This window comes from Lentzea sp. NPDC036949 (assembly GCF_055608075.1).
Window position 1 is genome coordinate 146,362 of record NZ_JBVJRA010000004.1, and the last position, 25,087, is coordinate 171,448.

The following is a 25,087-nucleotide window of genomic DNA, read 5'->3' on the forward strand; positions in this document are numbered from 1 at the left end:
GATGATCCTAATGATCAGGCCAGCAGAAAACGCTGAAGCACGGTGAAACACCCGGTGATCTGTTCGACCGGCACGTTCTCCTCCTGGGTGTGCGCGAGCGTCGGGTCACCCGGCCCGAAGTTCACCGCGGGCATCCCCAGCGCCGCGAACCGCGCCACGTCCGTCCACCCCAGCTTGGCCACCGGCGTGCCCCCCGCGGCGGCCACCAGCTCCTGCGCGGCGGGGGCGTGCAACCCCGGCAACGCGCCGCCCGAGAAGTCCGTGACCGTGACGTCGTAACCCGCGAAGACCTCCCGCAGGTGCTGCTCCGCCTGCTCCACCGACCGGTCCGGCGCGAACCGGTGGTTGACCGTCAGCACCGCCTCGTCCGGCACGACGTTGCCCGCGACCCCGCCGCTGATCTTCACGGCCTGCAGTCCCTCGTGGTAGCGGCAGCCATCGATCTCGGGCTGCCGCGGCTCGTAGGCGGCGAGCCGGTTCAACGCCTCCCCGAGCCCGTGGATGGCGTTCTGCCCCATCCACGCCCGCGCGGTGTGGGCGCGCTTGCCGGTCGTCCTGATCTCGATGCGCATGGTGCCCTGGCAGCCGGCCTCGACCGTGCCGTTCGACGGCTCGCACACGATCGCGAGGTCGCCCCTCAGCCACTCGACGAGCTCCCGTTCGATGCGGGTGAGCCCGTTGCGCTCGGCCTCGATCTCCTCGCAGTCGTAGAAGACGAACGTGAGGTCGTGGCGCGCGTTCCGGCTCTGTGCGGCGATCGCGAGCATGACCGCGTCGCCGCCCTTCATGTCGACGGTGCCGCACCCGTGCAGCACATCGCCCTCGCGGCGGCTGGGGAAGTTCCGGTTGACCGGCACGGTGTCCAGGTGCCCGGCCAGCACGATCCTCTTGTCCTTGCCGAGGTTCGTCCGCGCCAGCACGGCGTTCCCCGATCGAGTGATCTCCAGGTGCGGCGCGTGCAGCCGCAGCGAGCGTTCGACCAGATCGGCGATCTCGTCCTCCTCCCCTGACACGCTGCGCACATCCACCAGCGCGGTGGTGAGCTCGATCGGGTCGGCGAACAGGTCAAGGGTGTCGGACACGACCGCCACCCTAGCGCCGCGCGTTTCGCGCCTGCCCGATCAGCCGCTAGCGTGCGGTGCGTGACCAAACGCACACTCCTCGTCACCGCGCTCGTGCTGACGGCGACCGGCTGCGGCGAGGCGCCCGCGGCGTGCGACCAGCAGTGCGGCGAGATCAGGGCGCTGTTCGCCGCCCCGTGCGGCTCCCAGCACAGCGGCACCCCCGCCGAGTGTGCCGCGTGGGTCTCCCGGGTCGGCGGCATGACCCGCGCGCTCGACCGGTCGTTGCAGGGCAAGGAGGTCGAGCCCGGCGTGAACGAGGTGCTGCCCCGCCTCAGGACCTCGGTCGGCGACTTCGAGGCGAACCGCTGCGGCGAGGTGGCGGTGGACAACGTGTCCAGCACCGACGCCCGGCAGTGGAAGTGCAACGAGGCCCTGATCGCGACGCGCGGCGACCTCGGTTCCCTCTACTTCACAGCCGACGTCCCCGACTGAGCACGACCGCCGCCACCGGCGGTGACCTGCGGAACCCGGCCCCGTCCCACCAGGACTAAGCTCGGTCTCCGTGAGCACCGCATACGGCATCGGCTTGGCCACTGTGACCCCGGACGGCACCGTCCTCGACACCTGGTACCCGTCGCCCGTCCTGGAGGAGACGCCGGACCTGGGCACGACCCGGCTGGCCTCCACCGAGATCGCGGCAGCCCTCGGAGAGGCCGCGGCCAAGCTCCTCGGCGAGGACCCCGAGCGCGGCGTCGAGGTGGTCGGCGTCCGCGTGGCGGTCGACCTGGACGCCGCCCCGGCCGACACCTACGACGTCTGGCTGCGACTGCACCTGCTCAGCCACCGGTTGATCCAGCCGCACGGCGCGAACCTCGACGGCATCTTCGGCCTGCTCACCAACGTCGTGTGGACGAACCACGGCCCGTGCGCGGTCGAGGGCTTCGAGCAGACCCGCACCCGCCTGCGCGTCCGCGGGCCGGTGACGGTCTACGGCGTCGACAAGTTCCCGCGCATGGTCGACTACGTGGTCCCGTCCGGTGTGCGCATCGGTGACGCGGACCGGGTGCGGCTCGGCGCGCACCTCGCGTCCGGCACCACGGTCATGCACGAGGGCTTCGTGAACTTCAACGCCGGCACGCTCGGCAGCTCGATGGTCGAGGGCCGCATCTCCGGCGGTGTCGTGGTCGGCGACGGCTCCGACGTCGGCGGCGGCGCGTCGATCATGGGCACGCTGTCCGGCGGCGGCAAGCAGGTCATCTCGCTCGGCGAGCGGAACCTGCTGGGCGCCAACGCCGGCCTGGGCATCTCGCTCGGCGACGACTGCGTGGTCGAGGCCGGGCTCTACATCACCGCCGGCACGAAGGTGACGCTGCCCGACGGCACGGTCACCAAGGCCGTGGAGCTCAGCGGGCAGTCGAACCTGCTGTTCCTGCGCGACTCCACCGACGGCGTGGTGAAGGTGAAACCGCGCAAGGGCACCGGCGTCGAGCTGAACGCCGCGCTGCACGCGAACGACTGACCGGAAACCAGGTGTCCGGGGCCCGGTCTGCGCAGGCAGGCTGGGCCCTTGCCGTCTCGACCCGCAGGAGGTGCACGTGCTGAAACAGCGACTCGAGTTGAACGCTCGCGCCGCCATCGAGCGTGCCCTGCAGGGTGCGCAGTCGGAGGACTCGTTCGTCGAGTTCAAGACGCAGTGGCCGGTCGACCACGGCAAGGCCGCACGGCAGATCGCCGCCCTCTGCAACGCCGCCAGGGGCTCCGAGGCGATGTGGGTGGTCGGTGTCGACGAGAAGGGCCGCTACGTCAAGGGCGCGCCGGCCGAGGAGCTGTCGAGCTGGTGGCCCAAGGTGGAGAGCCACTTCGACGGCGTCGCGCCCGGCCTCACGACCGTCGCGTTCGACTGGGCTCCGCGCCGGACGGTCGTCGTGCTGTCCCTGCAGACCGACAACGCGCCGTACGTGTTCGTCACGAAGAAGGAGCCCTACAGCCGGGAGATCCCGTGGCGTTCCGGTGAACGCACGCGGTCAGCACGCCGCGGCGAGATCCTGGAACTGCTGCTGCCCAGGCTGGAGATGCCGGGCTGGGAGTTCGTCAGCGCCCGCGCGACGCTCAGCCAGCACTCGCCGACGCTGCGGTTCGAGGGCGACCTCTACCTGGAGACGAACCAGCCGCTGAGCCTGCCGCACCACCGCTGCCACTCCTACGTCACGTACGGGCTGGACAGCGAGACCGTCGACCTCGGGTTCAGCTTCCGCACCAACAGCAGGGACGTGCGGGCCGTCGAACGGGTCGTGCGGGTCGCGGAACCGGCCGTGCTCCACGTCAGCGCGGACACCGACGTGGAGCTGGACGCCTTCCAGGACCTGTGGGACCTGCACTGGCACCTCGTGCTGGGCCTCGGCCTGAGCGGCGAGGAGATCAGCACGAGCGTGCGGCTCACCACGGACGCGGTGCCGCCCAACCAGTTCACCCGCCGGGTGTGGTCGGCGCTGAAGCCCTGACGCCCCTGACGCCCTGACGCCGCGCCGGCAACGCCGGGTCAGGCCTTCAACCGCTCCGCGGCGGCCGCGACCCGTTCGTCGGTGGCCGTCAGCGCGATCCGCACGTGCCGGGCACCCGCGGGACCGTAGAACGTGCCCGGTGCGGCCAGGATGCCCCGGTCCGCCAGCCAGGCGATGGTCTCCCAGGCGTCCTCGTCGCGCGAGGACCACAGGTACAGCCCCGCCTCGGAGTGCGACACGGTGAACCCGGCCGCCTCCAGCGCGGGCTTGAGCACCTCGCGCCGGGCCTGGTACCTGGCCCGCTGCTCGGCCACGTGCGCGTCGTCCTCCAGGGCGGCGCGCATGGCCTCCTGCACCGGCCGCGGCACGATCATGCCCGCGTGCTTGCGCAGCTCCAGCAGGCCCGCGACCAGCTCGGGGTCGCCGAAGACGAACCCGGCCCGGTAACCGGCCAGCGAGGACGACTTCGACAGCGAGTGCACGGCGAGGACGCCGTCGAAGTCGTCCACGACGGACGGGTGGAGCACCGACACCGGCGCGGAGTCCCACGGCAGTGCGAGGTAGCACTCGTCCGACGCGACAACGGCTCCGGCCTCGCGCGCGGCGGCGACGGCGGAACGCAGCTGTTCGGTCGACAGGACACGGCCGGTCGGGTTCGACGGCGAGTTCAGCCACACCAGCTTCGTGCCGGGCGGAGGCCGCTCGTCGTCGGCCAGCCGGACGACCTCGGCACCGGCGAGCAGCGCGCCGACCTCGTAGGTCGGGTACGCCACCGACGGCACGGCCACGACGTCACCGGGACCGACGCCCAGCAACGTCGGCAGCCACGCCACCAGCTCCTTGGAGCCGATCGTGGGCAGCACCGCGTCGGCGGACAGGCCGGTGATCCCGTAGCGCCGCCGCACGGCCGCCACGAAGGCGGCGCGCAGCTCGGGCGTGCCGTGGGTGGTCGGGTAGCCGGGAACGTCCGCGACGGACGACAGCGCGGACTGGATCACCGCGGGAACCGGGTCGACGGGTGTGCCGACCGACAGGTCGACCACACCGCCGGGGTGCTTGCGCGCCTTGGCGGCGTGGCCGGCCAGCGAGTCCCACGGGAAGTCCGGCAGGCCCGGACCTCGGCGTTGGATGATCAATGCCCCTCAGCAGCCTGCGGTGCGAGTGCCTTCACGAACTCCGGGTCGGCGCTGACCTTGCCGACCTTCGAGGCGCCACCGGGTGAGCCGAGCTCGTTGAAGAAGTCGACGTTCGCCTTGGTGTAGTCCTTCCACTCGTCGGGGACGTCGTCCTCGTAGTAGATGGCTTCCACTGGGCACACCGGCTCGCACGCGCCACAGTCCACGCACTCGTCGGGGTGGATGTAGAGCATCCGGTCGCCTTCGTAGATGCAGTCGACGGGGCACTCTTCGATGCACGCCTTGTCGAGCAGATCCACGCACGGCTGGGCGATCACATAGGTCACTGCGCTCTCCTGCTTCTCACTGGTCCACACCGCGCAAGCCGGAGAGTACGCGGCACGTTCGAGTATCACCCGGTCAGGCTTGCCTTAGCTGCCTGGTGCGCCACGTCACACCACCCACCCCGGCTCGCTCCCTGAGACGAGGATGGACCCGTGCACACAGTGGATCACCTGGAATCGCTCTGCGCGCGAGCATGGCCCGCGGTGGCAGAAGAACGGCTTGGAGACTGGTTGATGCGCGCGGCCGCCGGCTTCACCGGCCGCGCGAACAGCACGCTCACCTGCGGCGATCCCGGTGCACCGGTTCCGTCGGCGCTGTCGGCCGTCGAGAGGTTCGCCCGTGCGCACGGCATCAAACCCACTGCTCACGTCGTGCGCGGCAGCGGTCACGAGCGGGCGATCACCGACGCGGGCTGGCGGGTGGACCTCGACCACCCCGGCGGGGCGGAGTCGCTGGTCATGACGGGTCCGCTGGAGAAGTTCGCCGACGGTGCCGCCGAAAGCCGCGATCTTCCCGGATGGTGGGAACTGACGGCCGGATCCGAGGTGACCGCCGCGATGCGGCACGTGCTCGGCACCGGCCGGGTGTGCTTCGCGGGCGTCGAGGAGGACGGGGTCGTGGTCGCCGCCGTGCGCGGGGCGGTCGTCGAGGACGTGCTGCACGTGGCCCGGCTCGCCGTGCGGCCGGAGCACCGCCGCCGCGGTCTGGCCACGCGCCTGATGGGCGAGCTGGCCGGGTGGGGTCTCGCCGAGGGCGCCACGACGTGCGCGCTCCAGGTCGCCGAGCACAACACCGCGGCGATCCGGCTGTACGAGGAGCTCGGCTGCTCCGAGCACCACCGCTACCGCTACTGGGTGCCCGCGGGGTCGTAGAGACCGGGCCGGTTGGCCGCGTTGCGCGCCATCGCCGCGCTCACGGCCACCGCGCCCGGCAGCGCGCCGCCGGCGATCAGCAGCAGCGTGCGCCAGTCGCCCAGCAGGAAGCTGACGCGGGCGACCCGGCCGGGCTCCAGGTAGGCGAGCGCGAAGATCGTGAAGAACCACACCAGCAGCGGCGCCGCGGCGGCGGACACCCGGTCCGACAGCGCCGCGGCCCACATGACCAGCACGGGCGTGGTGACCACCGCCACCACGACCATGACCGGGAACGGCCACGCGCCGAGGTCCGGCAGCAGCGTCCCGTCGAACCGGACGAGCAGGAAGAACACTTCCAGCACAGCGAGCACCGCTGCCTCGACGCACAGGAGCAGCAGCAACACCACTCGCCAGCTAGCGCTCACCCAGTCCTCCGAACAGATCCGCGGCGACGCCGTCCGCCGGTCCCTTGGCGAGCACGTAGTACTCGTTGCCGACCAGCGGCTGGGCGATGCCGTTCGACAACGCGTACCCCTCGTCCCACACACTGACCTGCGTGGAGTGCGCGCGCAACGCACGGCGCTTCGCGATCAGGTGCTCCGAGATGTCGATCACGGTGGTGATGTCCTCGTCCGGCGTCACCGGCAGCTCGCCGGGCTCCGGCAGCCGGAACGCCTCCGGCACCGCGGACAGCGCCGCGACGCCCGCCTCCGTGGCGTCGCGCGAGGTCACCGCGTAGAACACCCGCTCGACGTCCGAGACCTGCGCGCAGGCGGCCATCGTGATCTCGTGCGCGCGGATGTGGTCCGGGTGCCCGTACCCGCCGAACGCGTCGTAGCTCACCACGACCTGCGGCTTCACCTCGCGCAGCACGTCGGTGAGCTGCGCGGCCTGCTCCTGCACCGAGCCCTGGACGAACGCGCGCGGGTGGGCGTTGGACGGCACGTCGACCATGCCGGAGTCGCGCCACCTGCCGATGCCGCCGAGGAACCGGTGGTCGGTCACGCCCAGTGCCGCGCAGGCGGACCTCAGCTCCCCGACGCGGTAGCCGCCGAGCTGGTCGGCCTCCGCGGCGGCCAGGTGGGCGAGTGCGGGCGGGATGATCTCACCCTCCTCCCCCAGCGTGCACGTGATCACCGTGACGTGGGCGCCGGCCGAGGCGTAGCGCGCGATGGTGCCGCCCGTCCACAGACTCTCGTCGTCTGGGTGGGCGTGCACGAAGAGCAACCGTGGTGGGGCAGTCAGCGTCACCAGAAAAGAGTAAAGGCCACCTTTGTCCAGGGACGAAGGTGGCCTTCACATCGGTCTCACACGACCGTTTTTTCCTCAGCGAAGTGGCAGGCGGACAACGTTCCGTCCGGCGCACCTCGCCTTTCCAGCTTCGGTTCTTCGGTGGCACAGATGTCCTGGGCCTTCCAGCACCGCGTGCGGAACCGGCAGCCCGACGGCGGGTTCACCGGCGACGGCACGTCACCGGTCAGCACGATCCGCTGACGCTTGCGCTCCTGCTTGGGGTCCGGCATCGGCACCGCCGACAGCAACGCCTGCGTGTACGGGTGCATCGGGCGGGTGTAGATCGCCTCCCGCTCGCCGATCTCGATGATCTTGCCGAGGTACATCACCGCGACCCGGTCCGAGATGTGCCGCACCACCGAGAGGTCGTGCGCGACGAACAGGTAGGCCAGCCCGAGCCGTTCCTGCAGCTCCTCCAGCAGGTTCACGACACCGGCCTGCACCGACACGTCCAGCGCGGACACCGGCTCGTCGAGCACCAGGAAGCGCGGGTTCAGCGCCAGCGCGCGGGCGATGCCGATGCGCTGCCGCTGACCGCCGGAGAACTCGTGCGGGTACCGGTTGCGGTGCTCCGGGTTCAGGCCGACGAGCTCCATCAGCTCGTTGACCCGCCGCTGCACGCCGCCCTCGACCCCGTGGATCACCAGCGGTTCCGCGATGATGTCGTTGACCTGCCACTTGGGGTTCAGCGACGCGTACGGGTCCTGGAAGACGATCTGGATGTCCTTGCGCAGCGGCCGCAGCTGCTTGGTGCTGAGCGACGTCAGCTCGCGGCCCTCGAACTTCACCGAGCCCGAGGTGGGCTTGTGCAGCTGCAGGATCGCGCGCCCGGTCGTGGACTTGCCGCAACCGGACTCGCCGACCAGGCCGAGCGTCTCACCGGGGCTCAGCGTGAACGACACACCGGACACGGCCTGCACGGTGCCGACGTTGCGCGGGATGATCCCCTTGCCGCGCACCGGGAACTCCTTGACGAGGTCGGTGACCTCCAACAGCGGGGTGGTCACTTCGACTCCTCGTCCAGCAGGGTTCCGTGCACGGCGGTGACTTCGAGCGACTCGTCGGGGTTGGCCGCGGCGAAGACCGCCGGGTTCTCCACGGTGCCGATCTCGTCGTGCAGGAACAGCCTCTGCGGCTGCTCGTGGGCCGCCAGGTGCTCCCAGCGGTGGCAGCGCGTGCGGTGGTCCGGCCGGCCCGCCTCCTCCAGGTGCGGTTCCCACTCGTGGCACACGTCGGTGACGAGCGGGCAGCGCGGGGAGAACGAGCAGCCGGTCGGCAGGTTCACCAGCGAGGGCGGCGCGCCCTTGATCGGGGTGAGCCGCTTGCCCAGCGAGGCCGGGTTCGGCACGGAGCCCAGCAGGCCCACGGTGTAGGGCATCCGCGGCCGTTCGAACACGTCGTCGACCGGGCCGGACTCCACCACGGTGCCGCCGTACATGACCTGGACGCGGTTGACCATGCCGGCGACGACGCCGAGGTCGTGGGTGATCATGATGATCGCCGCGTCGGTCTCGGCCTGCAGCCGCAGCATGGTGTCGAGGATCTGCGCCTGCACCGTCACGTCGAGCGCGGTGGTCGGCTCGTCCGCGATGATCACGCTGGGGTCGTTGATGATCGCCATCGCGATCACCACGCGCTGCCGCATGCCGCCGGAGAACTCGTGCGGGTACTGCGCCGCGCGCTTGTCCGGCTGCGGGATGCCGACGAGCTCCAGCGCCTCGACCGCCTTCGCCCACGCCGCCTTCTTCGAGACGTCGTGGTGCGCGCGGTAGGTCTCGGCGAGCTGCCACCCGACGCTGTAGACCGGGTTCAGCGACGTCATCGGGTCCTGGAAGATCATCGCGATGTGCTTGCTGCGGAACGGCTGCATCTGCTTGTAGGTGCGGCCGTTGAGCTCCTGGCCGCGGTAGCGGATGGAGCCCTCGATCCGCGCGCTGCCCGGCAGCAGGCCCATGATCGCCATGGACGACACCGACTTGCCGGAGCCCGACTCGCCGACGATGCCCAGCACGTCACCGGCGTTGAGGTCGAACGAGACGTTGCGCACGGCGCGGACGTCGCCGTCGTCGGTCGGGAAGGTGACCGACAGGTCCTTCACCGACAGCAGCGGTGCGGTGGACCCGTTGTCGGCCGGCAGGAAGTCCTCGGTCAGTTCGGGAACAGTGGTCATGGTCAGGCACGCACCTTCGTCTGCCGCGGGTCGAACGCGTCGCGCAGGCCGTCACCGATGAAGTTGACGGCGAGGGAGAGCGACACGAGCACGATGAACGGACCCCAGAACAGCCAGGGCCGGTTCAGGAACTGCCCGTAGTTCTCCAGCACGATCACGCCGAGCGAGGTGTCCGGGGGCTGGACGCCCAGTCCCAGGAACGACAGCGCGGCTTCGGTGAGCACTGCCGCCGCGATCGCCAGCGTGGCGTTCACGGTGATGCTGCCGATCATGTTCGGCACCAGGTGCTTGAAGATGATGCGCGGGGTGGTGGCACCGCAGGCGCGGGCCGCCTCGACGAACTCCCGCTGCGCGAGCGAGAGCGTCTCACCGCGGGTGATGCGGGCGATCTGCATCCACGCGAACGCGGCGAGCACCAGCGCGACCACGTACCAGCTGCCGGAGAAGCCCTTCACCACGATCGCGGCGACCGCGATCTGCGGGATGATCAGCAGCAGGTCGACCAGGCGCATCAGCGCCGCGTCGACGAACCCGCGCAGGTAGCCGGCGAGCGCGCCGAACGTCACGCCGATGGCGGTGGCCAGCGCGGCCACGATCAGCGCGATCTGCAGCGAGTAGCCGGTGCCGCGCATGAGCAGCGCGAGCATGTCCTTGCCGACCTGGGTGGTGCCGAGCGGGTGGGTGCCGCTCATCGGCTGGTAGGACCTGCTGGAGACGTCCTCGAAGTCGTAGGTCCAGATGAACGGGCCGACGAACGCGAAGAGCACCAGGAAGACGAACACGCCGAGGCTCACCATGGCGAGCCGGTGGCGCAGGAAGCGGCGGATGACGAGCTGCCCCTGCGTGCGGGTCTTCGCCGAGTCGAACTCGTGGGCGCCCGCCTCGGGCGCGGAGCTGACCACGCCGCCCTCGGACGCCAGGTTGATGTTAGCCAAGGCGAATCCTCGGGTCGAGGATGCCGTACACGACGTCGGCAACCAGGTTGAACAGCACGATCAGGGTCGCGGTGACCGCGAGCCAGCCCATGAGCATCGCCGGGTCGAACTGGCGCACGGAGTTCACGAGCAGCGTGCCCATGCCGGCCCAGCCGAAGACGGTCTCGGTGATGATCGCGCCGGAGAGCACCGCGCCGAAGTTCAGCGAGAACAGCGTGGCGACGGGGATGAGCGCGTTGCGGAACGCGTGCCGGAAGACCACCCGGCTCTGCGAGATGCCCTTCGCCCGCGCCGTGCGCACGAAGTCCGAGTGCAGGATCTCCAGCATGGAGGCCCGCTCGAACCGGCTGTAGGCGGCGAAGCTGATCAGCATCAGCGCGACCGTCGGCAACAGGAACGTGCCGGTGTACTTGAAGATCACGTCGCCGAGGTCGCCGCTGAAGCCACCCGGCCGCGGACCGGCGGTGGTGAGCCAGCGGTCCAGCCCCATCGACTCCAGGACGTTGTTGAACTGGATGCCGTAGTTCTTCACGATCACGGCGACGCAGAAGATCGGCATCGAGAACATGAGGAACGCGGTGCTGGTGGCGAGGTAGTCGAAGATCGAGTACTGCTTCACCGCGGCGAGCACGCCCACCGAGACGCCGAGGGTCAGCGCGAGGAGCTCGGCCCCGATGACCAGCCGCCCGGTGGTCCACAGCGCGTCGGTGACCGCCGGGAAAACCGCTTGCTTCGCCTGGCCGAGTGCGATGCTCTGTCCCCAGTCACCGGACAGGAAGTCGGTGAGCCAGTTCCAGTAGCGGACGACGATCGGCTTGTCGAGACCGAGCGAGATCTCGGCGGCCCTGATGTCGGCCTCGGTGACACCGGGGCGGAACCGCATCTCCGCCAGCGGGTTGCCCGCCGTGGCGACGAGGACGTAGCAGGCGAAGCTACCGATCAGCAGGATCGGTATGGATATGAGCAAACGACGAATGATGTAGCGAATCACGACAAGCTCCTGTTGGGCGGCACCCGGCTGCCGGGGGGTGAGGCCGGGCACGGGAACCCCGCAGCGCGGAATGTACGCGCGGTGGTGGCGTGCGGGGAACCCAGGCGAACGGGGCCGGACCTGTAGGCCCGGCCCCGTCCCCTCAGTTCAGCCTCGTGTACTGCTCAGGCCCGTCTAGTTCTTGGGCTGCCACTCGTTGGCGTTCCAGAGAGCGCCGTAGTAGCTCTGGAAGTACACGCGGTCGAGACCCTTGAACGCCCACATGTTCGGCATCTGGAACAGCGGGAGCGAACCGTACGCGTTCGCGATCTCCTCGTCGGCCTTCTGGAAGTACTTGAGCGAGTCCGCGATCGAGGTCTGGGACACGGCCGTCTTGAGGGCCTCGTCCGCGGCCGGGACGCTCATGTTCTGCCAGTTCTGGCCACCGCCGGTCTCGTAGATCGACTTCTTGGAGCTCTTGAACGGGTCACCGGACCACGCGAACAGGGCGACGTCGTAGTCACCGTTGGACACGCGCTCGTCGAGGAAGTTCGGGTCGGTGTCGTCCTTGACCTCGATGCCGGCTTCCTTGCACTGGCCCTGGATCAGCTCGACGGTCTGCTTGCGCCGCGGGATGTCGGTGTGGCTGATCCGGAAGGAGGCGCGGACGCCGTCCTTCGCGAACACGCCGTCCGCACCCTGCGTCCAGCCCGCGTCGGAGAGGATCTTCTTCGAGGCGGCCGCGTCACCCTTGGCCTTCTCGCCGTAGACGTCCTTGTAGCCCTCGTCCTTCGGGAAGAAGATCAGGCTGCCGAGCGGCTTCGCGTCGGCCTGGACCTCGGAGATCAGCTTGTCGATGATGTCCTGGCGCTTGACGCACATGAAGAAGGCCTTGCGGATCTCCTCCTTGGACAGCGCCGGGTGCTTGAACTGGATGTCCAGGTGCTCGAACGACAGGCCGGGGCCCGCGCCGAACGTGACGCCCTGGGCGTTCAGGCTCTTCAGCTTGGTGGCCGCGTTCGCGTCCGGCTGCGCGAAGGAGTTGACGGAGACCTCACCGTTCTCCAGCGCCTGCGCCTGCGCGACGGGGTCCGGGATCGCCTTCAGGATGATCTTGGCGGGACCACCGGGCTTGCCGGCCCACTTCGGGTTGCGCTCCAGCGTGACCGACTGGTTGGCCTCGTAGCTCGTCAGCATGTAGGGGCCCGCACCGGGCATGAGCGCCTTGTCGAAGCCGTTCCACTTCTCGTTCCAGAAAGCGGAGGCCTTCTCGAGCTCGGCGGGGTCGCTCGTCGCGGTCAGCTTGGTGACGTCCGCGACGCCGGCACCCTTCTCCAGGATGTGCGCGGGCAGGACGTCGCTGTTGAACAGGCCCTCGTAGTCCGGGTACGGGCTGTCGAAGGTGCCCACGAACGTCTGGTCGTCCTTGCACGAACCGGTCATCAGGTCGTAGCCCGTGGTACCGGCCGGCTTGAAGTACTTGCTGCCGTCGGCCTTCTTGGCCTTCGTGCTGGCCGAGAACCAGGCCAGGTAGAAGTCGTCGCAGTCCCACGCCTCGCCGTCGGACCAGGTGACGCCCTTCTTCAGCTTCCAGGTCACCGTCTGCGGGGACTTCGAGGTGAGCTCGACCCCGTCCATGACGTCCTTGTTCAGGATGACCTTGTTGTTGCCGTTCAGGATGTGCGCACCCGGCTGGACCAGCACCAGCGCGAACGTGTTGTACGAGTTGTTGCCGTCTTCCGTCGCGTTGTTGTACGTCGTGTACGGCTTGTCCGTGGACACGACGACCTGCTCGCTGGACTTCGTGTCCGGTGCGGTGTAGCCGTCTCCGGACTCGCCGCGCGCGGTCGCCATCTCGGCGACGGTCGCGTCGTTCCCGTTCGCGTCCGTGTTGCCGCCGCCACCACCACCGCACGCACCCAGCACGAGCGCCGCGCTGGAGATCAGCGCGATCGCCGGCAGTGCTTTGGTCTTCCTCATCGACACGTGCCCTCCTAGCACTGGGCGGCCGCACCTTCATCCGGTGTGCACACCCGTGACCGTGATGTGCCATACGCGCCCCGAACCGGCACATCGTGGGCAGCACCGTAAGAACCCGTTGAGGCGGCGGTCACTACCTGGGAGGGCGATCGTGACCCAATGGTGACGCCTTGTAGCCCAATGCAATGGCCCGATTACCGGGCGAAGGCGTTCGTTAACCGGGCACAGGGAATTCTGTCAACGAAGGCGACCGAACGTACCAACGCGGAATTGGGCCCACCCGGCCGTTTTCCCGGCACGACGAGCCCGTTTCGAAGATCGACTTCCTCAGCGGCCGCAGCGAGGGTGCCCACTTCTCCACCGGTTGAACCTGCTCGACGACGATCCCGTGCGCGGTGTGGCCGGACGGCCGGGCGGCCCGTCACTTGGTGTCGAGGCGGCGCCACTCGGGCGCACCGCTCAGCACACCCGCGAGCGGCGCTCCGGTGTCCACGCCGGACACCGTCGGCAGCACCCCGAGCAGGTCGGCCACCTGGAACAGCGGCAGCGCCACCGCCTGGGCCTGCAGCTGCGGCTCGATCCGGGTGAGCGCGTCGGCCAGCAGCACCTTGCCGCCCAGCGCCGCGTCGATCTCGGCCTGCAGCACCGGGTCGCAGAACCCGGCGGCGTTGGCCGGGTTCGGCGTGGCACCGTCCGGCGCGTCCCCGGTGCACCCGAACTGGCTCGCGAGCCCGGCCGCCGAGTCGCCCGCGTCCACGCGCGGCCCGACGACGACGTCGACGTCCTTCTGCAGCAGCTGGACGGTGAAGAGCTCGTCGGCCTTGGGCGTGACCACCTCGGCCGCGATCCCCCTGGCCCCGAGCTGCGCCTTGACCTGGTTCGCGACGGTCACGTACGGCTCGATCCCGTCCGCGGCCGCGATCCGCAGCTTCAGCGCCTTGCCCGCCTTGGTCCACCCCTCGGCGCCCTTGGCGTACCCCGCCTCGGTGAGCAGCTGCTCGGTCGCGGCCGGGTCGAGCGTGTTGCCCTGGATGACCGGCCGGTACCCGGCGCGGCTCGGCGGCACGACGTAGGAGTCGGCCCGCAGCTGCGCGCTCGGCCCGCTCTGCGCACCGCTCGCGATCAACGCGTCCCGGTCGAGGGCGGCCACGAGTGCCTTGCGCACCTTGAGATCCGCGAGCTGCTGGCTGGCCGGCCTGAACAGGACCTGCACGACCTCGTTGCGCGGCACGGGTTTCGTGTCGAGACCGGCGACCGTCCTCATGAGGTTGACGTCGGCGGCGTCCGCTCGCAGCAACACCACCTGGTTGTCGCCTTTGGACAGTGACTCGGCCATCGCGCTGTGCGTGGCCCGCCGCAGCACGAGCCGGTCGAGCGTGGTCGGCACCTCCCAGTACCGGTCGCTGCGCTCCAGGATCACCTCGCCGCGCGGCTCGTCGAGGCTCCGCACGGCGAACGGCCCCGCGGTGGCCGGGAAGTTGGTGGCGAGCACGTTCGACCACGTGCCGGGAGCGTCCTTGAGCAGGTGCGCCGGCAACAGGTTGCCGAACAGGCTGCGCCACCCCGGGTACGGCGTGCCGAAGGCGACCTCGACGACCTTGCCGCCCTCGCGGGCGCTGATGTTGTCGATGAGCCGGTAGCCGGCCGGGTCCACCACGCCGGGCTCGCTGCGCATGCGCTGCCAGAGGTAGTAGAAGTCCTCTGCCGCGATCGGCGCGCTGTCCGACCACGAGGCGTCCTTGCGGATCGTGTACGTGACCGTGAACGGCTCGGCCTTGGTGACCCTCGCGCTCACCATGAGGTTCCGGTCGAGCTCCGGCGCACCGTTCGGCCCGCTGCGGAACACCGACGGCAGCAGCAGGGAGCTGAGCGCGGTCGTGATCTGGCTCTGCGTCGCGGTGGCGTGCGGGTTGTAGCCGCCGGCCACGTCGTCGACGCCGACCACCACCTCCTTGACCTTCGGTCCCGTCGTGGTGATGACCGGGGCCTCGGACTTGGGGACCAGCGGTGGCGGAGGCGCGTTCGTGCAGGCCGCAGCGCCGCACAGGACGGCGGCTGCCAGCACTCCCCCGAGACGCCTCATGGGTCCTCACATTGCCAGAAGTGGTGTGAACGCGTGCGGGCAACCCGGTGTACCTGTCACCCGCGTCACTGGGAGGACGTCCCGGTCCGCGGCGGGGTTGCGTCGCTGCCGGGTAGTACGGCTCACCCCGGTGGGCGGTTCGGGCGGGTTCACCGGTCAGGCGGGCCCGACCGGCCGCCAAACGCCGGTGGGCGGCCCGGCAGGAGCCGGACCGCCCACCGACCGGGCGAAGATCAGCCGCGCTGCTTCAGCCGCGACCGCTCACGGCCGCGCATGTTGGCGTCCAGCGTCACCTTGCGCACGCGCACGACCTCCGGCGCGACCTCCACGCACTCGTCGGAGGCGCAGAACTCCAGCGCCTCCTCCAGCGAGAGCTTGCGGGGACGGGCCAGGGTCTCCATCACGTCGGCCGTGGAGGACCGCATGTTGGTGAGCTTCTTCTCGCGGGTGACGTTGACGTCGAGGTCCTCGGCGCGCGGGTTCTCGCCCACGACCATGCCCTCGTAGGCGTCCGCGCCCGGCTCGACGAAGAACGTGCCGCGGTCGGCCAGCTGGATCATCGCGTAGGCGGTGATGGAGCCGGCGCGGTCGGCGACCAGGGAGCCGTTGTGGCGGGTGCGGATCTCGCCCGCCCACGGGCCGTAGCCCTCGGCGACGGCGTTGGCGATGCCGGTGCCGCGGGTCTCGGTGAGGAACTCGGTGCGGAAGCCGATCAGGCCGCGCGACGGGACCACGTAGTCGAGCTTGATGCGGCCGGTGCCGTGGCCCGACATGTTCTCCATGCGGCCCTTGCGGTTGGCCAGCAGCTGCGTGACGGCGCCGAGGTGCTCCTCCGGGCAGTCGACGGACAGGCGCTCGAACGGCTCGTGGACCTTGCCGTCGACCGTGCGCGTGACCACCTGGGGCTTGCCGACGGTCAGCTCGAAGCCCTCGCGGCGCATCTGCTCGACCAGGATGGCCAGCGCCAGCTCACCGCGGCCCTGCACCTCCCAGGTGTCCGGGCGCTCGGTCGGCAGGACCTTCACCGACACGTTGCCGACGAGCTCGGCGTCGAGCCGCGCCTTGAGGACGCGGGCGGTGAGCTTGGTGCCACCGTTGCGACCGGCCAGGGGCGAGGTGTTCACGCCGACGGTCATCGAGATGGCGGGCTGGTCGACCGTGATCCGGGGCAGCGCCTCGGGGTTCTCGGCGTCGGCCAGCGTGTCACCGATGGTGATGTCCGCGATGCCGGCGATGGCGACCAGGTCGCCCGCGCGGGCCGACTCGGCGGGCACGCGGTCCAGCGCCTCGGTGATGAGGAGCTCGGTGATGCGGACCTTGACGGGCTCGCCGTCCTCGCGGCACCACGCCACGGTCTCGCCCTTGCGCATCGTGCCCTGGTGGATGCGGCACAGCGCGATGCGGCCGAGGAACGTCGAGGCGTCGAGGTTCGTGACCAGCGCCTGCAGCGGGCCGTCCACGTCGACGTGCGGCGCGGGGATGTGCTCCATCAGCACCTGGAACAGGGTGTCCAGGTTCTCCTCGTCCGGCAGGCCGCCGTCCTCCGGCTGGGTCAGCGAGGCGCGACCGGCACGCGCGGAGGCGTAGACGACCGGCAGGTCCAGCACGGACTCGTCGGCGCCGACCTCGGTGGCCAGGTCGAGCAGCAGGTCGTGGGCCTCCTCGACGACCTCGGAGATCCGGGCGTCGGGGCGGTCGACCTTGTTGACCAGCAGGATCACCGGCAGGCCGGCGGCCAGCGTCTTGCGCAGCACGAAGCGCGTCTGGGGCAGCGGGCCCTCGGACGCGTCGACGAGCAGCACGACGCCGTCCACCATCGACAGCGCCCGCTCGACCTCGCCGCCGAAGTCGGCGTGGCCGGGGGTGTCGACGACGTTGATGATCACGTCACCGTCGGGCGTGTGACGACGCACGGCGGTGTTCTTCGCGAGGATGGTGATGCCCTTCTCGCGCTCGAGCTCGCCGGAGTCCATGACCCGGTCGACCAGCTCGGCCCGCGCGGAGAAGGCGCCGGACTGGCGCAGCATGGCGTCGACGAGAGTCGTCTTGCCGTGGTCGACGTGCGCGACGATAGCGACGTTGCGCAGGTCAGTGCGCGTCTGTAGGGCGGACGCGGTGGCCGTGGGCACGCAGAACTCCTAGAGCTTGAAAGTCGTGGAGGGGGCTCGCGCCGGACACGTCGATGCGCACAGCCGTACACCAGAGTACCGGCCGGGGCGGCATTACCACACAAGAGTGCCAGTGAAGTGAGCCTCACCTACTGTAGCGGCAGGAGTGAGGGGGAGTTCAACACGTGGGTAAAAAGCTCAAGAAGAAGTGCTGCAGGTCGAAGCCGCAGTGCAAGCGCTGCCCGGTGCCCTTCCTGCTCAAGGAGCGCGACAAGGCCAGGAAGAAGGCCGCGAAGAAGGCGGCGAAGGCCGCCAAGAAGGCCCAGAAGGCGGCGTGAGACCGCCTGCCGTCCACGCGTGGACGGGCCGTTCCACGTGCGCAAGCTCACTCCGCGAGGCCGTTCCCGGCACGAGCGGCACCCGCGACCGGGTGCTCGACGCCTCGATCGGGTGGGTGGCCGGTCGGCCGGGCTAACCGGCCGGCAGCACGGCCTCGTTCAGCTTGGCAAGCTCGTCGGCGGTCCGCGTCGCCTCGAACTCGATGATCTTGTACTTCACCAACTTCTGCTCGGCCCACGGGTCCGTGGCGAGCAGCGCTTCGAGCCTGCCCCGGGGCATCGGGCGTGTGATGATCACGCCCCCGGTCCTCGGCACCTGACGCCCGGACGCGAGGAAGAGCCCCCGCTCGTACTGCTCCTCGACCCACTCGCGGTGGTCGGGGAGGGCGTAGTCGATCTGTTCCAGCGGCGCGGCGTACTCCAGCAACACTATGAACATGGAGCAACGGTAGTCCTATACTGCCGGGCATGCGCACGATGAACGCGTTCTGGCGGGCCGCTTCCAGGCGGCCGTAACAGCTGTGCGCTGACGCGAACACGGGCCGCCCGGCAGGGGCGGCTTTTTCATGCGTTCCGTGCGGGCGGTCCCGAACCTCGAAGGGACCCGACCATGATCAGGCTGTCGGCCATCACCCCGTCCGGCCAGGTGCACCTGGGCAACTACCTGGGGGCGCTGCGCACGTGGGCGCGTGAGGGCACCAAGGACGACGTCTACTTCATCAGCGACCTGCACGCGATGACGTCCTCGCACAACGCGCAACGGCTGCGATCGCTCACCAGGGAGCAGTTCGCGGTGCTGATCGCGTGCGGCATCGAACCGGAGAGCACCTGCGTGCAGTCCGACCTGATCCGCGAGCTGGGGGCGTTGAACTGGGTCCTGGAGTGCACCTGCACCTACGGCGAGGCCGCGCGGATGATCCAGTTCAAGGAGAAGTCGCTCGGCCGCGAGTCGGTGCGGCTGAGCCTGCTCACCTACCCGGTGCTGATGGCGGCGGACATCCTGCTGCAGGGCACCGCGGAGGTACCGGTCGGGGAGGACCAGCTCCAGCACGTCGAGCTGGCCCGCGCGCTCGCCCGGCGGTTCAACCACGCCTACGGCGACGTGTTCGTCGTGCCGACCGCGGTGGTGCCGAAGGTGGGCGCGCGGATCAAGGACCTGTCCGACCCGGCGCGCAAGATGGACAAGTCGGCGCAGAGCTCGGCCGGCGTGGTCTTCGTGCTCGACGAACCGGACCTGGTGCGGCGCAAGATCCGGCGCGCGGTGTCGTCGACCGACGGCATCGCGAACCTGACCGACGTCCTCGCCTCGTGCACCGGTGCGGAACCGGAGGACTTCACGGGCCGGTTCTCCGAGCTCAAGGAGGCCGTGGCGGAGGCGGTGGTCGAGGAGCTGCGCCCGGTCCGCGACCGCACGCTCGCGCTGCTCGCCGACCCCGCGGAGCTGGACCGCATCCGCCGCGCGGGTGCCGACCGGGCCCGTGAACGCGCGCAGCCCCGCCTCGACGCGGCGCTGCGGTTGTCCGGGCTCAGCTGAGGAGGTCCAGCAGGGCCGGCACCAGCACCCGGTCCGCCGGCAGCCAGGGCAGTCCCGGCAGCTCGTCGGCGGTGAGCCACCGGACGGCGTTGTGCTCCAACGCCTCCGGCTCACCGCCCGCGGGGTCGAGCCGGGCGGCGTGGATCCGCAGCACGAGGTCCCGCTTCAGCGGCACGTCCGGTCCGACCCGGTCGCCGACCACGACCGGCACACCGAGCTCCTCGACGCACTCGCGCACCAGCGCGTCCTCCGGCCGTTCCCCGTCCTCGACCCGGCCACCGGGCAGTTCCCACTGCCCCGCCTGGCCCTCCGGGTACGACCGCTGCTGCGCGAGCAACCGTCCGCCCCGGACGACGGCCGCTCCGACGACGACCCGCGCGGCCACCAGCTCGGCGCACCGCCTGGCCAGCGCCGCCGACCGCTTCTCCAGCAGGCGCAACGCCATCCCGCGCCCGACCACGACGTCGGCGAACCGCCCGACCGCGCCGCCGACGGTCGTCCAGCCCACCCGGTCGACCACCATCGTCCCGGCACCGGTGACCACGAGGTCCGTGTGCAGCTCCAGGAACGCCCCCGCCGCCGACACCCCGGACAGGTCGGCGCGCGTGACGGTGAGCTTCACCCCGAACGGCCCGGTGAGCACGTCCCCGGTGCACAGCAGCGGCCCCGGCACCCTCACACCGAGACCGGTCAGCAACGAGGTGTCCAGCAGGGCACCGGCGACCACCGCGACGGGCGCGTCGACCAACGCCGACGCTCGCAACTCAGGCACCCGCGTTGACTACCAGGACGGCCAGCGGATCTCCAAACGCGCGCCACCGGCCGGTGACTCGGCCGCGAGCACGGTCCCGCCGCGCCGCTGCACGAGGTGCGCGACCAGCGCGAGCCCCAGCCCGAAGCCGCCGGAGGCCCGCCCGCGGTCCTCCTCGACCCGGTAGAACCGGTCGAACACCTTCGCCCGGTGCTCCGCGGGGATGCCGTGCCCGTCGTCGTCGACGATGAGCCGCACGTCCCGCCCGACCGGCGCCAGCGTGACGGTGACCGTCGAGTACGCGTACCGCCCGGCGTTGCGCAGCAGGTTGTCCAGCACCAGCTCGACCTCGGACCGCGTCGCCGACACCAGGCACGCCGAGGGCGGCGCGTTCAGCCGCACCAGCAGCTCGGTGTCGAGCCGGGAGATCGCCGCCTCCGCCTCCAGCACCAGGTCGACCGCCTCGGCCCGTCCCGGTGCCGCGGTGTCCGCCCGCGCGAGGATCAGCAGCGAGTCGACGAGCCGGCTGAGCCTGATCGACTCCTCGACCACCGACTCCAGCACCTCGATGGAGAAGTCCGGGTCCGGGTGCGCCACCGCGACCTCGGCCTGCGCCCGCACCGACGCCACCGGCGACCGCAGCTCGTGCGCCGCGTCCCCGGTGAACCGCCGCAACCGGTCCGACGCCTCGTCCCGCCGCGCCAGCAACGCGTTCAGCGCCTGCGCCAGCGCCTGCAGCTCGTCGCGCGACGGCGGCACCGGCAACCGCTCCCCGTGCGGCAGCGCCCCCGCCGCCACCCGCATCCGCTCCACCGGCAGCAGCGACGACCGCACCGCGAGCCACGTGGCGGTGCCGACCAGCCCGGCCACCAGCACGGCGGCGACCGCGAGCCACCGCGTGCCGACCGTGTTGGCGTTCTCGTACCCCAGCAGCTTGTCGCCGTAGACCTCGAGCCGCGGCGTCCCGTCGCCGAGGAACACCACCTGCCCCCGCCACCGGTACGCGGACGCCCCGTCGAGCCGCAGCACCGGTTCCCCCGCCTTCAACGCGCGGACGTCCTGCCCGGTCAGCGGCAGCTCCGGCTTGCCGTCCACCGGCGTTCCCGCGAGGTCCAGCACCCGCGGCGGCTCCTGCGCCAGCTCCCGGTCCACCGCGGTGAGCTGGACCAGCCCGATCAACGACGGCGCCAGCCCCGTGAGCGCCAGCAGGCACAGCAGCGCCACCCCCGTCGCCACCACGGTGATGCGGAACCGCAGGCTGCGCCGCGACCACCAGCGACGAGGGTTCACCTGTTCCCCAGCGCGCTGTCCAGGTCCGGAGTCGACGCGATGTACCCGTGCCCCCTCACGGTCCGCACCACCTCCCCGGCCCCGACCGCCTCCAGCTTCCGCCGCAGGTACCCCACGTACACCTCAACGGCGTTGCGCGTGGCCGCCTGCTCATCGCCCCACACGGTCCGCAGCAGCTCGTCCTTCGTCACCACCGACCCGGCCCGCGACGCCAGCACGTCCAGCACCGCGTACTCCCGCGGGCTCAGCGACACGTCCTGCCCCGCCCAGCTCACCTCCCGCAACCCGCGGTCGATGACGAGCTCCCCCAGCGTCAGCCTGCGGCGCGCACCCCCGCCCCTGCGCAGCAACGCGCGCACCTGCGCCACCAGCACCACGAAGCTGAACGGCTTCACCAGGTACCCGTCCGCCCCGAGGTCGAGCCCGTCGGCCTGGTCGACCTCACCGTCCTTGGCCGACACCATCAGCACCGGCGTCCGCACCCCGTCGGCCCGCATCCGCTGCAGCACCCGGTACCCCGACAGCCCCGGCAACATGATGTCCAGCAGCACCACGTCGAACGCCCCGGTCAACGCGACCCGCAACGCCGTCGGCCCGTCCGCGGCCGTGACGACTTCCATGCCCTCGGCCGACAACCCGCGCTCCAACGCCCGGCGCACGCCGGCTTCGTCGTCCACGACCAGCACTCGAGGCTTCACGAGATCAGCATGCACCCACGCCACCCCGGTCGCTCGCACGGTCTCAGCCGACTCTCAGCGGACCGGTGCCGGGCACGGTGCGACGCCGCGTCCCGATGCCGCCGACCAGCGACGACGTTAGTCTCAGCACCATCTCAGCTCGCCCCCAGCAAGCTGGTCCCACAAGCCCATGGAGGAGGGGACCACAGCGATGAACAAGCGAAAGGTGACCCTGGCCGCGGCAGCGGCCACGGTGGTCACCGGCGCGGCAGGCCTCAGCCTGCTCGCCATGCCCGCAGGCGCAGGTCAGCCGCCGACGCTTCCGCCCATCACCCCGGAAGCGCTGGTCGAGCAGGTCCTGACGACGAAGCCGGCCGCGTTCGGCGGCACCGTGCAGGCCGAGAACAAGCTCGGGTTGCCTGCGATCGCCGAGATCCCGCAGCTGGCCGACGGCAACCACACCGCGCGGATCTGGACCGACGGGGACGAGAAGTTCCGCCTCGCCCTGCCGACGGGCCAGTCCGAGCAGACGATCGTCAACGACGGCAAGACCACCTGGTCGTGGAACTCGCAGACCAACGAGGTCACGAAGGCCGAGCACGGGGCCGACGCCGGGAAGGCGCCCGCGGAGGCGAAGGCCGTCGACCCGACGACCGCGGCCAGGGAGATCGTGAACCTGACGAAGGAGTCGAGCGACCTCAGCGTCGACGGCACCGCGCGGGTCGCCGACCGCGCGGCCTACGAGCTCGTCCTCACCCCGAAGCCGACCGAGAAGACCCTCGTCCGCGAGGTCCGCATCGCCGTCGACTCCGAGACGAAGATGCCGCTGCGGGTCGCGATCCACACGAACGGCGCCAGCTCCCCCGCTGCCCAGGTCGGCTTCACCCAGCTGACCGTGGGACCGCAGGACGCGAAGCTGTTCGAGTTCACGCCGGCCGCCGGTGCGAAGGTCACGACGCCCGAGGCGAAGGAGCAGCGGGGTGACCGCAAGCCCGAGGCCGCGCTGGAGCAGGCGTTGCAGGGCAAGGACCCGCAGTTCTTCGGCGACGGCTGGGACACCGTGGTCGGCGCGCGCATCCCTGCTCAGGCCATGACCCGGGTGCCCGCCGAGGCGCAGGGGCTGGTCGACCGGTTCACGAAGAAGGTCAGCGGCAGCTGGGGCACCGGCAAGCTGTTCACCACGAAGGTCGCGAACGTCCTGATCGCGGACGACGGCCGCGTGGTCGCGGGTGCCGTTCCCGAGCAGGTCCTGTTCGACACGATCGGACAGGTGAAGTGACCACCTCGACCAGCGCGCCGGCGGCCGCACCGGTGCAGACCGGGGTCGCCGCGCGGACCAGGGGTCTGCGCAAGGAGTACGGGAGCACGGTCGCCGTGGACCGCGTCGACCTGGAGCTGCCGGAGGGGGCCGTGCTCGGCATGCTCGGCCCCAACGGGTCGGGCAAGACGACCACGATCCGGATGCTGCTCGGGTTGGTGCGGCCCACCAAGGGGGAGATCGAACTGCTCGGCCGGCCGCTTCCGGACGGGGCCGAGCAGGCGCTGCCGCACGTGGGCGCGCTGGTCGAGGGTCCGGGGTTCCACCCGTTCCTGAGCGGGCGGGAGAACCTCATCCGCTGTGCCGCGTTCGAGCCGCTGCTGCCGAAGAAGCAGGTCAAGCAGGCGGTGGAGGACGCACTCGAACGCGTCGGGCTCGCCCAGGCGGCCCACCGCAGGTTCCGCGGGTACTCGCTCGGCATGAAGCAACGTCTCGGCCTCGCCGGGGCGTTGCTCGTGCCGCGCAGGCTCGTCGTGCTGGACGAGCCCACCAACGGGCTCGACCCGGCCGGCACCAGGGAGATCCGCAAGATCATCGCCGAGCTGCACGCGAGCGGCAGCACCGTGATGGTGTCGAGCCACCTGCTCAGCGAGGTCGAGGCGACCTGCACCCACGTCGCCGTGCTGCACCGGGGAACCGTTGTGGCGCAAGGAGAGCTGACCGAGCTGCTGCAGGCGGGCGGTTCGGCGCTGCAGGTGGTCACGCCGGACGTGGAGGACGCGCTCGGCGCACTGCGCCAGGCCCGCATCTCCGCGCGACCGCTCGGCGAGGGCCTGCGGGTCGAGCTCGCGGGGACCAGTGCCCCGCAGGTGATCGAGACGCTGGTCAAGGCCGGCGTGCACGTCCACGAGGCGACGCGCTGGAAGACCGGCCTGGAGGAGCTGTTCGCGCGGCTCACCGACGCCGAGGAGGCCGAGCGCGGGATGTCCGCCGTGGACACGCTGGACGGGGGAACGCGATGATCACGCGTCAGCTGGGGTCCGAGGTGCGCTGGATGCTGCGCAGGCCGCGGACCCTCATCGGGTTGTTCGGCCTGGTGCTCGTGCCCATCGTCATCAGCTTCGGCATCTGGACGGCCGACGGCGACGGCGGCGGGCCCGGCCTGTCCGCGATCCTCACCGGCAACGGCCTGGTCGTGTCCATCTTCACGCTGTTCCTGTCGCTCAACCTGCTGCTGCCGCTGGTGGCGTCGATCTGGGCGGCGGACGGGCTCGCGGGCGAGGCGCAGCACGGCACGTTGCGCGGGCTGCTGGTCGCGCCGGTGTCACGGGTGCGGCTGCTGTTCGTGAAGCTGTTCGGCATCAGCGCGATGTCGCTGCTGGCCGTCACGCTGATGGCGGTCGTCGGCATGGCCGCGGGCACGGCGTTCCTGGGCAACGACGGCATGATGACGTTGTCCGGCAACACCCTGTCGACCGGTGAGGGCCTGCTGCGGATCGCGTTCTTCATCGTGCTGGTGACGTTCCAGATGATCGCGGTCGGCGCGGTGGCGCTGGCCGTCTCGTCGACCACCGAGCACCCGCTGGTGGTGCAGGCGGCCACGATGACCGGGATCATCGTGTTCCAGGTGCTGGGGCAGTTCCCGTCGCTCGACTGGCTGCACCCGTTCCTGCTCACGACCGGGTTCCCCGGCTTGGTCGACGTGATGCGCGACCCGATGCCGCTCGACCAGATCTGGGACAGCACCCTGCTCGCGGGCTGCTACCTGCTGATCGGCACCGGCCTGGCGGCGGCTCGCCTGATCACGAAGGACAACTGACG

At 70.6% G+C, this 25,087-nt stretch carries 25 protein-coding genes; 9 read left to right on the plus strand and 16 right to left on the minus strand.

Annotated features, from left to right (window positions below):
- Positions 1–14 precede the first annotated feature (14 nt).
- Complete coding sequence (dapE, locus tag ACZ7CD_RS13125; protein ID WP_470369405.1) at positions 15–1,082, minus strand: succinyl-diaminopimelate desuccinylase; 1,068 nt, start codon at positions 1,080–1,082, stop codon at positions 15–17.
- A 60-nt stretch (positions 1,083–1,142) separates the two neighbouring features.
- On the opposite strand from dapE, the gene ACZ7CD_RS13130 reads away from it, so the two are divergent.
- The 3 genes from ACZ7CD_RS13130 (at position 1,143) to ACZ7CD_RS13140 (ending at position 3,565) form a co-directional block, all read left to right on the plus strand.
- Positions 1,143–1,556: a hypothetical protein gene (locus tag ACZ7CD_RS13130; RefSeq protein WP_470378950.1), complete on the plus strand. Its 414-nt coding sequence runs from the start codon at positions 1,143–1,145 to the stop codon at positions 1,554–1,556.
- A 70-nt stretch (positions 1,557–1,626) separates the two neighbouring features.
- Positions 1,627–2,583, plus strand: a complete 957-nt coding sequence (dapD, locus tag ACZ7CD_RS13135) for a 2,3,4,5-tetrahydropyridine-2,6-dicarboxylate N-succinyltransferase (protein ID WP_360386145.1) — start codon at positions 1,627–1,629, stop codon at positions 2,581–2,583.
- A gap of 76 nt (positions 2,584–2,659) precedes the next feature.
- Positions 2,660–3,565, plus strand: a complete 906-nt coding sequence (locus ACZ7CD_RS13140; protein WP_360386142.1) for a hypothetical protein — start codon at positions 2,660–2,662, stop codon at positions 3,563–3,565.
- 38 nt (positions 3,566–3,603) lie between these two features.
- On the opposite strand, the gene dapC is transcribed toward ACZ7CD_RS13140, so the two are convergent.
- Both dapC and fdxA read right to left on the minus strand, forming a co-directional pair.
- Entirely contained in the window at positions 3,604–4,695 is a 1,092-nt protein-coding gene (dapC, locus tag ACZ7CD_RS13145; RefSeq protein WP_360386687.1) for a succinyldiaminopimelate transaminase, read from the minus strand.
- 2 nt (positions 4,696–4,697) lie between these two features.
- On the minus strand, positions 4,698–5,027 hold the full coding sequence (gene fdxA / locus ACZ7CD_RS13150; RefSeq protein WP_218130387.1) for a ferredoxin: 330 nt from the start codon (positions 5,025–5,027) through the stop codon (positions 4,698–4,700).
- 201 nt (positions 5,028–5,228) lie between these two features.
- Between fdxA and ACZ7CD_RS13155 the strand changes: the two genes are divergently transcribed.
- On the plus strand, positions 5,229–5,897 hold the full coding sequence (locus ACZ7CD_RS13155; protein WP_470378951.1) for a GNAT family N-acetyltransferase: 669 nt from the start codon (positions 5,229–5,231) through the stop codon (positions 5,895–5,897).
- Here the strand turns inward: ACZ7CD_RS13155 and ACZ7CD_RS13160 are convergent.
- From ACZ7CD_RS13160 to typA, 9 genes are all read right to left on the minus strand, one after another.
- Positions 5,873–6,304 (minus strand): hypothetical protein, encoded by a 432-nt coding sequence (locus tag ACZ7CD_RS13160; protein ID WP_360386137.1) that lies wholly within the window; start codon positions 6,302–6,304, stop codon positions 5,873–5,875. The genes ACZ7CD_RS13155 and ACZ7CD_RS13160 overlap by 25 nt on opposite strands.
- Positions 6,294–7,130, minus strand: coding sequence for an N-acetyl-1-D-myo-inositol-2-amino-2-deoxy-alpha-D-glucopyranoside deacetylase (gene mshB / locus ACZ7CD_RS13165; RefSeq protein WP_470378952.1), 837 nt, complete (start codon positions 7,128–7,130; stop codon positions 6,294–6,296). The genes ACZ7CD_RS13160 and mshB overlap by 11 nt, the downstream gene beginning before the upstream one ends.
- A 56-nt stretch (positions 7,131–7,186) precedes the next feature.
- Complete coding sequence (locus ACZ7CD_RS13170) at positions 7,187–8,179, minus strand: ABC transporter ATP-binding protein (RefSeq protein WP_360386131.1); 993 nt, start codon at positions 8,177–8,179, stop codon at positions 7,187–7,189.
- Complete coding sequence (locus ACZ7CD_RS13175) at positions 8,176–9,342, minus strand: ABC transporter ATP-binding protein (RefSeq protein WP_360386128.1); 1,167 nt, start codon at positions 9,340–9,342, stop codon at positions 8,176–8,178. Before ACZ7CD_RS13175 ends, ACZ7CD_RS13170 begins: the two co-directional genes overlap by 4 nt.
- A 2-nt stretch (positions 9,343–9,344) precedes the next feature.
- Entirely contained in the window at positions 9,345–10,277 is a 933-nt protein-coding gene (locus ACZ7CD_RS13180; protein ID WP_458429314.1) for an ABC transporter permease, read from the minus strand.
- Positions 10,270–11,268 (minus strand): ABC transporter permease, encoded by a 999-nt coding sequence (locus ACZ7CD_RS13185; protein ID WP_360386125.1) that lies wholly within the window; start codon positions 11,266–11,268, stop codon positions 10,270–10,272. Before ACZ7CD_RS13185 ends, ACZ7CD_RS13180 begins: the two co-directional genes overlap by 8 nt.
- A 174-nt stretch (positions 11,269–11,442) precedes the next feature.
- Positions 11,443–13,227, minus strand: a complete 1,785-nt coding sequence (locus tag ACZ7CD_RS13190; protein WP_470369409.1) for an ABC transporter family substrate-binding protein — start codon at positions 13,225–13,227, stop codon at positions 11,443–11,445.
- A 421-nt stretch (positions 13,228–13,648) separates the two neighbouring features.
- Positions 13,649–15,310, minus strand: coding sequence for an ABC transporter family substrate-binding protein (locus tag ACZ7CD_RS13195; RefSeq protein ID WP_360386119.1), 1,662 nt, complete (start codon positions 15,308–15,310; stop codon positions 13,649–13,651).
- A gap of 233 nt (positions 15,311–15,543) precedes the next feature.
- Positions 15,544–17,439, minus strand: coding sequence for a translational GTPase TypA (typA, locus tag ACZ7CD_RS13200; RefSeq protein ID WP_360386117.1), 1,896 nt, complete (start codon positions 17,437–17,439; stop codon positions 15,544–15,546).
- 164 nt (positions 17,440–17,603) lie between these two features.
- Between typA and ACZ7CD_RS13205 the strand changes: the two genes are divergently transcribed.
- Positions 17,604–17,756: a hypothetical protein gene (locus tag ACZ7CD_RS13205; RefSeq protein WP_360386115.1), complete on the plus strand. Its 153-nt coding sequence runs from the start codon at positions 17,604–17,606 to the stop codon at positions 17,754–17,756.
- A 133-nt stretch (positions 17,757–17,889) separates the two neighbouring features.
- On the opposite strand, the gene ACZ7CD_RS13210 is transcribed toward ACZ7CD_RS13205, so the two are convergent.
- Positions 17,890–18,195 (minus strand): YciI family protein, encoded by a 306-nt coding sequence (locus tag ACZ7CD_RS13210; RefSeq protein WP_470378953.1) that lies wholly within the window; start codon positions 18,193–18,195, stop codon positions 17,890–17,892.
- A gap of 171 nt (positions 18,196–18,366) precedes the next feature.
- Between ACZ7CD_RS13210 and trpS the strand changes: the two genes are divergently transcribed.
- On the plus strand, positions 18,367–19,290 hold the full coding sequence (gene trpS, locus ACZ7CD_RS13215) for a tryptophan--tRNA ligase (RefSeq protein ID WP_360386110.1): 924 nt from the start codon (positions 18,367–18,369) through the stop codon (positions 19,288–19,290).
- Here the strand turns inward: trpS and ACZ7CD_RS13220 are convergent.
- Genes ACZ7CD_RS13220 through ACZ7CD_RS13230 form a run of 3 tightly spaced genes read right to left on the minus strand, consistent with a single transcriptional unit; the run spans position 19,283 to position 22,029 of the window.
- Positions 19,283–20,062, minus strand: coding sequence for a (deoxy)nucleoside triphosphate pyrophosphohydrolase (locus tag ACZ7CD_RS13220; protein ID WP_360386107.1), 780 nt, complete (start codon positions 20,060–20,062; stop codon positions 19,283–19,285). The two genes, trpS and ACZ7CD_RS13220, sit on opposite strands and share 8 nt — an antisense overlap.
- A 9-nt stretch (positions 20,063–20,071) precedes the next feature.
- Positions 20,072–21,331, minus strand: a complete 1,260-nt coding sequence (locus tag ACZ7CD_RS13225) for a sensor histidine kinase (RefSeq protein WP_360386104.1) — start codon at positions 21,329–21,331, stop codon at positions 20,072–20,074.
- A complete protein-coding gene (locus ACZ7CD_RS13230) occupies positions 21,328–22,029 on the minus strand; it encodes a response regulator transcription factor (RefSeq protein WP_360386101.1) in 702 nt (233 codons plus the stop codon). The genes ACZ7CD_RS13225 and ACZ7CD_RS13230 overlap by 4 nt, the downstream gene beginning before the upstream one ends.
- 190 nt (positions 22,030–22,219) lie before the next feature.
- On the opposite strand from ACZ7CD_RS13230, the gene ACZ7CD_RS13235 reads away from it, so the two are divergent.
- Genes ACZ7CD_RS13235 through ACZ7CD_RS13245 form a run of 3 tightly spaced genes read left to right on the plus strand, consistent with a single transcriptional unit; the run spans position 22,220 to position 25,085 of the window.
- Entirely contained in the window at positions 22,220–23,287 is a 1,068-nt protein-coding gene (locus tag ACZ7CD_RS13235; RefSeq protein ID WP_458429319.1) for a LolA family protein, read from the plus strand.
- A complete protein-coding gene (locus ACZ7CD_RS13240) occupies positions 23,284–24,288 on the plus strand; it encodes an ABC transporter ATP-binding protein (protein ID WP_470378954.1) in 1,005 nt (334 codons plus the stop codon). Before ACZ7CD_RS13235 ends, ACZ7CD_RS13240 begins: the two co-directional genes overlap by 4 nt.
- A complete protein-coding gene (locus tag ACZ7CD_RS13245) occupies positions 24,285–25,085 on the plus strand; it encodes an ABC transporter permease (protein WP_360386094.1) in 801 nt (266 codons plus the stop codon). Before ACZ7CD_RS13240 ends, ACZ7CD_RS13245 begins: the two co-directional genes overlap by 4 nt.
- Positions 25,086–25,087 lie beyond the last annotated feature (2 nt).

Bases quoted from the DNA above. Each gene is read 5' to 3' on its own strand.
- ACZ7CD_RS13175 (WP_360386128.1), bottom strand. From the start codon at position 9,342: ATGACCACTGTTCCCGAACTGACCGAGGACTTCCTGCCGGCCGACAAC.
- ACZ7CD_RS13190 (WP_470369409.1), bottom strand. From the start codon at position 13,227: ATGAGGAAGACCAAAGCACTGCCGGCGATCGCGCTGATCTCCAGCGCG.
- ACZ7CD_RS13195 (WP_360386119.1), bottom strand. From the start codon at position 15,310: ATGAGGCGTCTCGGGGGAGTGCTGGCAGCCGCCGTCCTGTGCGGCGCT.
- ACZ7CD_RS13210 (WP_470378953.1), bottom strand. From the start codon at position 18,195: ATGTTCATAGTGTTGCTGGAGTACGCCGCGCCGCTGGAACAGATCGAC.
- trpS (WP_360386110.1), top strand. From the start codon at position 18,367: ATGATCAGGCTGTCGGCCATCACCCCGTCCGGCCAGGTGCACCTGGGC.
- ACZ7CD_RS13235 (WP_458429319.1), top strand. From the start codon at position 22,220: ATGAACAAGCGAAAGGTGACCCTGGCCGCGGCAGCGGCCACGGTGGTC.
- ACZ7CD_RS13245 (WP_360386094.1), top strand. From the start codon at position 24,285: ATGATCACGCGTCAGCTGGGGTCCGAGGTGCGCTGGATGCTGCGCAGG.